At 65.3% G+C, this 11,491-nt stretch carries 8 protein-coding genes and 1 pseudogene; 3 read left to right on the plus strand and 6 right to left on the minus strand.

The window, feature by feature from the left end; genetic code table 11:
* Window positions 1-250 precede the first annotated feature (250 nt).
* Window positions 251-1,660, minus strand: coding sequence for an amino acid permease (locus tag BVH06_RS18290; protein ID WP_075935018.1), 1,410 nt, complete (start codon window positions 1,658-1,660; stop codon window positions 251-253).
* Between the two features lie 1,192 nt (window positions 1,661-2,852).
* Complete coding sequence (locus tag BVH06_RS18295) at window positions 2,853-4,811, minus strand: DNA topoisomerase III (protein ID WP_075935019.1); 1,959 nt, start codon at window positions 4,809-4,811, stop codon at window positions 2,853-2,855.
* A 139-nt stretch (window positions 4,812-4,950) separates the two neighbouring features.
* On the opposite strand from BVH06_RS18295, the gene BVH06_RS18300 reads away from it, so the two are divergent.
* The 3 genes from BVH06_RS18300 to dxs all read left to right on the plus strand — a co-directional run bounded on the left by BVH06_RS18300 (window position 4,951) and on the right by dxs (window position 8,090).
* Entirely contained in the window at window positions 4,951-5,193 is a 243-nt protein-coding gene (locus BVH06_RS18300; RefSeq protein ID WP_075935020.1) for an exodeoxyribonuclease VII small subunit, read from the plus strand.
* Window positions 5,190-6,077 (plus strand): (2E,6E)-farnesyl diphosphate synthase, encoded by an 888-nt coding sequence (gene ispA / locus BVH06_RS18305; protein ID WP_075935021.1) that lies wholly within the window; start codon window positions 5,190-5,192, stop codon window positions 6,075-6,077. Before BVH06_RS18300 ends, ispA begins: the two co-directional genes overlap by 4 nt.
* Before the next feature lie 117 nt (window positions 6,078-6,194).
* Entirely contained in the window at window positions 6,195-8,090 is a 1,896-nt protein-coding gene (dxs, locus tag BVH06_RS18310) for a 1-deoxy-D-xylulose-5-phosphate synthase (RefSeq protein ID WP_075935022.1), read from the plus strand.
* Window positions 8,091-8,189: 99 nt separating this feature from the next.
* On the opposite strand, the gene BVH06_RS18315 is transcribed toward dxs, so the two are convergent.
* The 4 genes and pseudogenes from BVH06_RS18315 to ribA all read right to left on the minus strand — a co-directional run bounded on the left by BVH06_RS18315 (window position 8,190) and on the right by ribA (window position 11,120).
* Window positions 8,190-9,200: an AI-2E family transporter gene (locus tag BVH06_RS18315; RefSeq protein WP_075935023.1), complete on the minus strand. Its 1,011-nt coding sequence runs from the start codon at window positions 9,198-9,200 to the stop codon at window positions 8,190-8,192.
* Window positions 9,201-9,295: 95 nt separating this feature from the next.
* Window positions 9,296-10,093, minus strand: a pseudogene (locus tag BVH06_RS18320) (helical backbone metal receptor).
* Window positions 10,093-10,506: an MFS transporter gene (locus tag BVH06_RS18325; RefSeq protein WP_075935024.1), complete on the minus strand. Its 414-nt coding sequence runs from the start codon at window positions 10,504-10,506 to the stop codon at window positions 10,093-10,095. Before BVH06_RS18325 ends, BVH06_RS18320 begins: the two are co-directional and overlap by 1 nt.
* Entirely contained in the window at window positions 10,503-11,120 is a 618-nt protein-coding gene (ribA, locus tag BVH06_RS18330) for a GTP cyclohydrolase II (protein WP_075935025.1), read from the minus strand. The genes BVH06_RS18325 and ribA overlap by 4 nt, the downstream gene beginning before the upstream one ends.
* Window positions 11,121-11,491: the final 371 nt, after the last annotated feature.

Genomic DNA, 11,491 nt, shown 5'->3' on the forward strand with positions numbered 1-11,491 from the left:
AAACCCGGATGTCGGGGTGCCCTTCTTTGGCACACCTTTCTTGGGCAAGCAAGAAAGGTGTGGCGCCCGTAAGGGGCGCAACACAATGGGTCAGTAGATGCGGTGATGGATAGTGCCAGGCCAGTAAGTGACACGCACACAAACTTGCGAGTCCAGTGTCCAGCGTATCCTCCCCAGGAAAATGCGATGAACCATTAAAAAGGGGCGCACCTGCGAAGGTGCACCCCTTTTTCTGATCGTGGCCGTGCGATCAGCGGGCGAGCTTCTTAGCGCGCATGTGCACCATCACACCCAGCGCCACGACAACAGCCGCAGCCGCGCCGGTGGAGATGACCAGCACCTGGTATTCCTCGACGAACGCCATGGTCACCAGGGAGCCGACGATGAACAGGATCACCAGGTAGGTCAGCCAGGGGAACAGCCACATTTTCAGGCGGATGTCCTTGCCCTCGGCTTCCAGCTTGCGGCGCATCTTCAGTTGCGAGAAAGCGATCACCAGGTACACCAGCAGGGCGATCATGCCGGTGGTGTTCATCAGTGTGTCGAGCACGTCCTTGGGGCGCAGGGTTTCGCTGAAGTTGATCAGCGCCACGAAGATAGCCACCGAGCAGGAGGCGATGATCGCGAACACCGGCACGCCGGTCCCGGTACGGGTGATCTTCAGGAAGCGCGGCGCGTCGCCACGGGTAGACAGCGAGAACAGCATGCGCGAGGCGGTGTAGTGCGCCGAGATCATGCAGCTGCTCACCGAGGTCAGCACCACGAAGTTCATCACCAGCTCGGCGTAGGGAATGCCCAGCAGCTCCAGGGTGCGGCGGTAGGAACCGTAGCCGGACTGGGCCATCAGCGGGTCGTTCCAGGGCACCAGGCAGACGATCAGGAAGATCGAGCCGATGTAGAACAGGCACACGCGCCAGACCACCGAGTTGGTCGCCTTGACGATCTGGTTGGCCGGGTCCTTAGCCTCCGAGGCGGCAATGGTGACGATCTCGGCGCCGAGGAAGGCGAACATCACCCCGAGGATGGCCACCACCACCGACTCGATACCGTTGGGCATGAAACCCTGGGCGGTCAGGTTGCTGAAGCCCCGCGTCTCGCCGGTCGGCCATAGGCTGAGCACCGCCAGGGTGCAGACCGCCAGGAAGCATATGATCGCCACCACCTTGATCAGCGCGAACCAGAACTCGAACTCGCCGTAGTGCTTGACGTTGAAGAAGTTGATGCTGATCAGCACCAGGGTGGCGGCCAGCACGAAGACGTTGACGCTGACCTCGGGGAACCAGCCATTGAGGATGGTGCCCGCCACGTAGGCTTCCCAGGCCATGAGGATGACCCAGAACCACCAGTACAACCAGCCGATGGTGAAACCGGCCCAGCGGCCGATGGCGCGCTCGGCGTAGGTGGAGAACGAGCCGGTGTCCGGCGAAGAGGTGGCCATCTCACCGAGCATGCGCATGATCAGCACGACAAGAATGCCGCCCGCCAGGTAGGCCAGTACCGCTGCCGGCCCGGCGCTGTGGATCACGCTACCGGAACCGACGAACAACGCCCCGCCGATCACACCGGCGATGGACATCATGGTGAGGTGCCGGGGCTTCAATGACGCACTGAGCTTGCTCTCAGGCTCCTGCTTTGCCTGTTCGGCTGATACCGCATCCATAGAAGGACTACCTCTTATTGATTTTGCTGGAAACAGTTGAAGCCGGACCGCTGTGCACGACGCCATGCGGCGCGCCAGCAGGCTTCGCTGTGTGATCGCTGTCCATGTGAGCGTTTCCGGATCCGGCGAGCCGGTCTCGGGCAACAGTTCCTTGCCGAAATCCATCCGGTTGAATCAGAAAAAGGCCCCGTCATCACCTTGACCGCCGAGCCATCTACCGCAGCGGTGCTGCCTGAAAAAGCGCCGGCACACCGAGTTGAATGTTCGTTTTACTCCACATACCGGTGCGAATCACCGGCGTCCGGCCAGTGTTTTCGCCATCGAACCAGGCCCCTAAAGGCCGCTGCAACCCTTTAAACCAAGCCACAGACGGGCTTTACGACAGGAGCGGACAAGCAAATGAAACCCGTTCGTTAAATTCAACGCGCCGGATGGTAACGGAAAATTTCCATTTGGGAATACTCCGCGCATGCAACGGGCGGATGGGCGGCACCGAGCGAATGCTGACCGCCAGGTTAGGAATCGGCGGCACAGAGCCAGCAAAACGGCGGCTGAGCCGCACTCGCGTAGGAGCCCCGAACCGGGGCGAATGGTGGGGCCAATGCCGGATCGCGGAATGGCCACGATCGCTTCGCGCCGAGGGCGACGCTCCCACAAAACAGCCGCGATACCCGCATTCGCGTGGGAGCCCCGACCCGGGGCGAATGGTGCGGCCAATGCCGAATCGCGGGATGGCCACGATCGCTTCGCGCCGAGGGCGACGCTCCCACAAAACAGCCGCGATACCCACACTCGCGTGGGAGCCCCGACCCAGGGGCGAAGGGTGCGGCCTGCGCCGGATCGCAGAATGGCCACAATCGTTTCGCGCCGAGGGCGACGCTCCCACAAAACAGCCGCGATACCCGCATTCGCGTGGGAGCCCCGACCCGGGGCGAATGGTGGGGCCAATGCCGGATCGCGGAATGGCCACGATCGCTTCGCGCCGAGGGCGACGCTCCCACAAAACAGCCGCGATACCCGCATTCGCGTGGGAGCCCCGACCCCGGGGCGAAGGGTGCGGCCTGCGCCGGATCGCAGAATGGCCACGATCATTTCGCGCCGAGGGCGACGCTTTCACGCGGTGATTGGCGGTTTCTTGCGGGGCGCGGTGCCTAACAGCGCAACGGTTACCACGAACCCTGGTGAGCGGCCGCTACTTTTTTGGGATGGCTCGGCTGGTGCGCTTGCCAGCGCCTCCGGCACGGCCGGCGGCCTTGCCCTTGCCACCCCCGCCCTTGCGCTTGCCTCGCCACGCCGGCTTGCCGCCCGGCGGCGGGCCGCTGATGTTCAGTTGCAGCCCGCGGCAGCGTTCGATCTGCTTGCTCATCCAGGCTGACTGCTTGGCGACGAACTCTTCCAGCGGCATCTCACCGCTCTGCACCATGTCCAGCGCCTGCTCCCAGATCGCCGTGGTGCCGGGGTCGGCAATGGCGCGCGGCACCGCATCGATCAGCCCGAAGGCTGCCGAGGTGGCGGCCAGGGTCTTGCCATGCTTGGTCAGGTAACCGCGATCGAGCAGGCCCTGAATGATGCCGGCGCGGGTGGCTTCGGTGCCGATGCCGGTGGTGTCCTTGAGCTTCTGCTTGAGGCGCGGGTCCTCGACCAGTCGCGCAACGTTCTTCATGGCCTGGATCAGGTCGCCCTCGGTGAACGGCTTGGGCGGCTGGGTGAATTGATCCTTGAGCGTCACCTCACGCACTGCGCACGACTGGCCTTCATGCAGCGCGGGCAACGCCTGAGGCGCAGGTGCCTCACGACCCTTGCTCGGCGCCAGGGCCTCGGGCAGCGCGCGCTTCCAGCCCGGCTCGACGATCTGTTTGCCGACCGCGCGCAGGTCATGGCCGGCGCAGTCGAAGTCGGCCTGGGTGCGGTCGTATTCGTGATTGGGCAGGAACTGCGCCAGGTAACGGGCGCGAATCAGCTCATAGACCGCGCGCGGGCGGCCACTCAAGCGGGCCAGGCCGCCGGCTGCCAGAGTCGGGATGATGCCGTGGTGCGCGCTGACCTTGGCATCGTTCCATGCCCGCGAGCGGCGTTGCGTCTGGGTGTGCGCCAGCACCTCGCGCAGGCCCGGATCGGCCTGCCCCAGCGCGGCCAGAATGGCCGGTGCCTCAGCGTGCTGGCTGATCGGCAGATAGCCGCAATCGCTGCGCGGATAGGTGATCAGCTTGTCGGTCTCGTAGAGTTTCTGGGCGATGTCCAGGGTTTCCTGGGCGCCCAGGCCGAGCTTCTTCGAGCACACCTGTTGCAGCGTACCGAGATCGAATAACAATGGCGGCACTTCACGCATGCGCTCGGTCTTCAACTTTTTCAGCACGACATGTTCGGCGCCCTGCATGGCCTCGGCGGCGCGCTGCGCCACTTCCTGTTTCAGGCAGCGGCCCTGCTCGTCGCAATCGTCCTGGGGCGCGCGCCATCCGGCGGTGAAAGGCGTACCGTTGCCGTCGAGCGTCACGTCGATGGCCCAGAACGGCACCGGCACGAAGTTGGCGATGCTGCGGTCGCGGTCCACCACCAGGCGCAGGGTCGGCGTTTGCACACGGCCGACCGGCAATACGCCTTGATAACCGGACTTGCGCCCCAGCAAGGTAAATAGGCGGCTCATGTTCATGCCGATCAGCCAGTCGGCCCGCGAGCGACCGAGCGCCGACTGATAGAGGTTGTAGGTGCTGGCGCCCGGCTTGAGGGCCGCCAGGGCCTTGCGGATCGAGGTGTCGTCCAGTGCCGACAGCCACAGGCGCTGGATCGGCCCGCGGTAGCGGCAATGCTCGAGCAGCTCGCGGGCGATCATCTCGCCTTCACGGTCCGCGTCGGTGGCGATCACCAGTTCGCCGGCTTCGCCGAGCAGGCGCTTGATGGCTTTGAACTGGGCGGCGGTCTTGGCTTTGACGCGCATCTTCCACTGCTGCGGGACGATGGGCAGGTCGTCCAGCACCCAGCGCTTGTAGCGTGCGTCGTAGGCATCCGGCGGCGCCGTCTCCAGCAGATGACCGATGCACCAGGTGACCGTCACGCCGTTGCCCAGCCAGCAGCCGTCACCGCGCCGCGTGGCGCCGAGCACGCTGGCGATGTCTTTGGCTTGGGACGGCTTTTCGCAGAGAAACAGGCGCATCGGGTACTGCCAACAGGAGATGAACGCCTGACAGAATACTGTATATCCATACAAATAGCCCTCCCGGGTCGATTTGCTCGCGACAGAGCCCTCTGCTAGTGTCGCGGCGACCGCGAACCCCGCCTGAGACCTGCTGACCATGGCCCGTAAGAAAGCCGCGCTCGATTTCGAGCAATCCCTCACCGAGCTGCAAACCCTCGTCGAGCGCCTGGAGAATGGCGAGCTGTCGCTGGAGGAGTCGCTGAGCGCCTTCGAGCAAGGCATCGGCCTGACCCGCGAATGCCAGGTGGCCCTGACCCAGGCCGAGCAGAAAGTGCAGATCCTCCTGGAGCGCGACGGCGCCCTGGAAGCGGCGCCGTTCGAAACGGACGAGCCGCTATGATCGCCGCCTACCAGGCACGCTGCCAGAAGCAGGTCGACGCCGCCCTCGAACCGCTGTTCGCCGCGCCGCGGGTCGAGCTCGAACGCCTCTACGCCGCTATGCGCTATAGCGTGTTCAACGGCGGCAAGCGCGTGCGTCCACTGCTCGCCTATGCCGCCTGCGAAGCCCTCGGCGGCAGCGCACAACAGGCCGATGGCGCAGCCTGTGCGGTGGAGCTGATCCACGCCTATTCCCTGGTGCACGACGACCTGCCAGCCATGGACGACGACGACCTGCGCCGCGGCCAGCCGACCACCCACATCGCCTTCGACGAAGCCACCGCGATTCTTGCCGGTGACGGCCTGCAGAGCCTGGCCTTCGCCGTGCTCGCCAGCGCGCGGCACAACCCGCAAAGCACCGAGATTCGCCTGAGCATGTTCGCCGCACTGGCCGATGCGGCCGGCCCCGCCGGCATGGTCGGCGGCCAGGCCATCGACCTCGGCTCGGTGGGCCAGCAATTGCAGCAACCCGCGCTGGAAGTCATGCATCGCCACAAGACCGGCGCGCTGATCGAAGCTGCCGTGCGCCTCGGTGCCCTGGCCAGTGGCCGCGCCGACGAGCAGGCGCTGACCGCGCTGAGCACCTATGCCCGCGCCGTCGGCCTGGCATTCCAGGTACAGGACGACATCCTCGACGTTGAAAGCGATACGGCGACGCTGGGCAAGACCCAGGGCAAGGACCAGGCGAACGACAAGCCTACCTACCCGGCGCTGCTCGGCATGGCCGCCGCCAAGGCCTACGCCCTGGAGCTGCGCGACCAGGCGGTGCAAGCGCTGCAACCGTTCGGCGAGGCCGCCGAACCACTGCGCGAACTGGCGCGTTATATCGTCGAACGGCGCAACTGAACCGCTGTCTATCTGACATCGCTGCTGCGGCAACCACGCCCAAGTCCTCCCTTGGGCTAGGGTCGCCGCATCAGGTAGACTGCCCCACTATTTTGAATTCCTATAACGACTCGCCTGATGCCGACGACTTTCCACGAGATTCCCCGCGAACGCCCGCTGACGCCGCTGCTCGACCGCGCCAACACGCCGGATGAGTTGCGCCGCCTCGGCGAGGCCGAGCTGGAAACCCTGGCGGATGAACTGCGCCAGTACCTGCTCTACACGGTCGGCCAGACCGGCGGGCATTTCGGTGCCGGCCTCGGGGTGATCGAGCTGACCGTCGCCCTGCACTATGTCTTCGATACGCCCGACGACCGCCTGGTATGGGACGTCGGCCACCAAGCCTACCCGCACAAGATTCTCACCGGCCGCCGCGAGCGTATGGGCAGCCTGCGCCAGAAGGACGGCATCGCCGCCTTTCCGCGTCGCTCGGAAAGCGAGTACGACACCTTTGGCGTCGGCCATTCCAGCACCTCGATCAGCGCCGCATTGGGCATGGCCATCGCCGCCCAGCGCCAGGGCAGCAAGCGCAAGTCGGTAGCCGTGATCGGCGACGGCGCCCTGACTGCCGGCATGGCTTTCGAAGCACTCAACCACGCGGCGGACGTGAAAGCCAACATGCTCGTGGTGCTCAACGACAACGACATGTCGATTTCCAAGAACGTCGGCGGTCTGTCCAACTACCTGGCCAAGATTCTCTCCAGCCGCACCTATGCCAACGTGCGCGAGGGCAGCAAGAAGGTGCTGTCCAAACTGCCAGGCGCCTGGGAAATCGCCCGCAAGACCGAAGAGCACGCCAAGGGCATGCTGGTCTCGGGCACCATGTTCGAAGAGCTGGGCTGGAACTACATCGGCCCCATCGACGGTCACGACCTGCCGACCCTGCTGGCCACCCTGCGCAACATGCGCGATCTGGAGGGCCTGCAGTTCCTCCACGTGGTCACCAAGAAGGGCAAGGGCTTCGCGCCCGCCGAAGTCGACCCGATCGTCTACCACGCCATCACCAAGCTGGAGCCGATCAACGCGCCGGCCAAGGTGAAGAAGCCGTCCGGCCCGAAATACTCCAGCGTATTCGGCCAGTGGCTGTGCGAAATGGCCGCCCATGACGAACGCCTGATGGCCATCACCCCGGCCATGAAGGAAGGCTCGGACCTGGTGGCCTTCAGCGAACGCCACCCGGATCGCTACTTCGACGTGGCCATCGCCGAACAGCACGCGGTGACGCTCGCCGCCGGCATGGCCTGCGAAGGCGCCAAGCCGGTGGTGGCGATCTACTCGACCTTCCTGCAGCGCGCCTACGATCAGCTGATCCACGACGTCGCGGTGCAGAACCTCGACGTGCTGTTCGCCATCGACCGCGCCGGCCTGGTCGGCGAAGACGGCCCGACCCACGCGGGCAGCTTCGACCTCTCCTACCTGCGTTGCATCCCCGGCATGCTGATCATGACGCCGAGCGATGAAAACGAGCTGCACCACATGCTCACCACCGGTTACCAGTTCACTGGCCCGGCGGCGGTGCGCTACCCGCGCGGCAGTGGCCCCAACGCGCCGATCGACCGCGAACTCTCGCCGCTGCCGATTGGCAAGGGCGTGGTGCGTCGCCAGGGCAAGGGCGTAGCTCTGCTGGTGTTCGGCGTGCAGCTGAGTGAGGCCCTGCGTGTCGGCGAAACCCTGGACGCCACCGTGGTCGACATGCGCTTCGTCAAACCCCTCGACGAAGCGCTGGTCAGCGAACTGGCCGCCAGCCACGACCTGCTGGTGACCATCGAGGAAAACAGCGTGATGGGTGGCGCCGGCAGCGCCGTCAGCGAATTCCTCGCCAGTCAGGGCACGCTCAAACCGATGCTGCACCTGGGCCTGCCCGACAGCTACGTCGAGCACGCGCGCCCTGACCAGATGCTCGCCGAGTGCGGCCTGGACGAAGCGGGCATCGAAGCGGCCATCCGCACTCGCCTGGCACAACGACCCGCCTAAGATTCGGCCTGCCGCCCTGTGGAGCGGCAGGTCGCACTATGCTGCGCCCTTATCCGACCCAAGCCTGGTCGCGTACAAGCGTGCCATGCTCCCTCGCGTCTACACCCAGCCCTGGGCCTTGAGCTCGCTCTTCACGTAGGCGTAGTAGACCGGCGCCGCCACCAGGCCGGCGATGCCGAAGGCGGCCTCGAACACCAGCATGACCAGCAGCAGCTCCCAGGCCCGCGCCTTGATCTGCCCGCCAACGATGCGCGCGTTGAGGAAGTATTCGACCTTGTGGATGACGATCAGGTAGGCCAGCGCACCCAGCGCCACCCAGATCGACAGCGACAGACCGACCACGAAGATCGCGGTATTGGAGATCAGGTTGCCGACCACCGGCAGCAGGCCGGCCACGAAGGTGATCACGATCAGCGTTTTGGTCAGCGGCAGGTGCACGTCGAACAGCGGCAGCACGCCCATCAGGAAGATGCCGGTGAAGGTGGTGTTGAGCAGCGAGATCTTGATCTGGGCGAAGACGATATTGCGAAACGCCTCGACGAAACGCTGCACACGGGTCAGCAAGGCGCCGGCCAGGGGCTTGAGCTGATCCGGCTCGGGCACGCTTTGCAGAGCGATCACCGCGCCGAGGATCATGCCGATCAGCACGGTGACGAACATGTGCACGGCGCCCTTGCCGAGCAGTTGCAGCTCGCTGATGTGCCCGCGCAGCCAATCGTGCAGCGCCACACGAATGTCGTCGACGTTCGCCGGCAAGTAGGCCACCAGCGCTTCGGGCAACTGCTCGCGGGCCCGGTCGACCACGCCGAGCAGTTTGCCCATCATCCGCCCCGGATTATTGAGTTCGTGCATCAGCAGGGAAAAGGCGCCGGCGAAGATCAGCCCGAGCACGGCGATCACCAGTACGCTGAGCACGCCAACGGCCAACACGCGCCCCATATGCCCGGCCAGCAGACGCTGCATCGGCCGCGCCAGGCGGTTGACCAGCTCGAACACCAACAGCCCGGCCAGCAGGCTGGGCAGCAGTTTCAGGGGAAAGACCAGCAGGAGCGCGGCACCAACGATCAAGGCGCTGGCGGGGGAAAACCAGGGGGATACGGGGGCTTTCATAACGTCTGCAATGAACCGGAGGGCGTTCAATCTGCCAGTTGGCGGCGCGCTTTACCAGCGTCATCGCACGCCCCGAGCGCAAGCGTTGACGGCGATCACCTGGCTGACGCCAGTACCTCGCAAAGCCGAGCCGTGGCGGCGAGCATCTGAAAGCTTGGCCGCTCCAGGCCTTTGTCAGGCAGCACGCGCAGTTGCTCGAGACGCACGGCGCGCAGTTACGGCCAGCGGGTCCAGGCCTGCAACTGACGCGCATCACTGGCGAGAACCAGCGCCGGGTCACGCTGCAGCACCGCCTCGATGCTGACCTGCGGCGCGGGCAGTTGGAGGTCGGCAAACACGTTGCGCGCCCCGCATACCTGCAGGGCATCGCTGATGATCTGCCCGCCGCCGACGGTGTAGAGCGGTGCGTCCCACACCTGATAGAAAACCGGCAAGGGCTCGTCGCGCCGATAACGCGCCCGTAATTCTTCGAGCCCTGCGACGAAGCGATCGCGCAGGCGCTGCCCCGCTTGCGGCCGACCGAGCCGCTCGCCGATGATCAGAAATTGCCTGGCCAGCTCGTCCAGCGAATGGGGCTCGAGCACCAGCATGGGAATATCGAACGCCTGCAATTGCGCGCGCTGGGCGGCGCTGATGCTGCCCGGCCAGACCAAGAGCAGATCCGGCTGCAGCGCCAGCAGGGTTTCCATCTCGAGTTGTCCGTAGCGCCCAACGGACGGCACATGGGCCAGCGCCTGGGGGCGATCGCCACCATCGAGCACGCCGACCAGCGTGTCGGCAGCGCCAAGCTCGAGAACGATTTCGCTCAGCGAGGGCGCCAGGCTTACCACCCGCTCGGCAGCCAGCAGCGAGGTCGCCTGCAGCAACAGCAGCGCCAGCAGCACGCCGCGCATCAGAACTGCCGAGGAATGCGGTAGAGGTAGAGCACCACGACGCTGGCCAGTGCCAGCAGGATCTGCGGCACCGCTTCCAGCCCGGCGAACACCGCCAGGGCGGCGATCCAGGCCGGCAGCCCGGCGCCCAGCAATGCCGGCCGGCGGCGCTCGGCCAGGGTCAGCCAGGCGGCGGGCTCGTCGGCGGTATTCAGGGCTTTCACGGTGGCGAACAAGGCGCGCTTGTAGGCGCTGAACAACGGCAGGCTGACGAACAGCGAGGCCAATCCGGCAATGAACAACGGCATGGCCATCACGCCCGGCTGGCGCCCGGCGCCGAACAGCAAGTTGATCAGCAACAGCGGCGCCAGGGTCAGTGCCAGTTGCCGCCACCAGAGCAGGGCCAACCGGCGCTTGACCGCGGCGCGGGTCAAGGCCGCTCGACCTCACCCTGGTGCAGCTTGCCGAGCATGTGCCCGAGCTTGCCGGCCTTGGTGGCCAGGTACTTGCTGTTATGCGGGTTGTGGCCCAGTTGCAGCGGCACGCGGTGGGCCACCGGAATGCCCATGTCGCCGAGCGCCTTGACCTTGCGCGGGTTGTTGGTCATCAGCTTGAGCGAGGAGATGCCCAGGTGCTTGAGCATCGGCAGGCAGATCGCGTAGTCGCGCATGTCGGCACCGAAGCCGAGGCGCTCGTTGGCTTCGACGGTGTCGGCGCCACCATCCTGCAATTCGTAGGCGCGGATCTTGTTGAGCAGGCCGATGCCGCGACCTTCCTGGCGCAGGTATAGCAGCACGCCACGGCCCTCCTCGGCGATGGCACGCAGGGCGCCCTCGAGCTGGAAGCCGCAATCGCAGCGCAGGCTGAACAGCGCATCACCAGTGAGGCACTCGGAATGCAGGCGCCCCAGCACCGGCTCGCCATCGGCCACAGTGCCGAAGGTCAGCGCGACATGCTCCTTGCCCGTGGCCTCTTCGAGAAAACCATGCATGGTGAACACACCGAACGGAGTCGGCAGTTGGGAGGCGGCGACGAACACGACAGGCACCGGATGCTCCTGGTAGCGGAAAGGGATGCGAATTTGCGAGGGGTGATAGTGTAACAGCAGCGTCAAGAGCCGCGTCAGCCCAATTATCACCGCGCCGCCTACACGATCTTGAGCAATCCACCTTGCGCGAAACGATTGTGGCCATGACTCGATTTCGCAAAGGCCGGACAATTCGCCGCGAGGTCGCGGCTTGTATGTTCTAGGCTAGGAACCTGTCGGGGGCGGAGGGACATGCGCGGCTTCTGCAAGCGACAAGCCAGACAGTGGGAGAATTCCCCCACCCCATACTCACCGCAAACGCCGATAAGGAATCCTTCGGTCGGAGCGACAATCCGAACCGACAATACCGGCAAGCCTGCGTAGCGTGAGTC

This window comes from Pseudomonas sp. PA27(2017) (assembly GCF_001945445.1).
Classification (GTDB): Bacteria; Pseudomonadota; Gammaproteobacteria; order Pseudomonadales; family Pseudomonadaceae; genus Aquipseudomonas.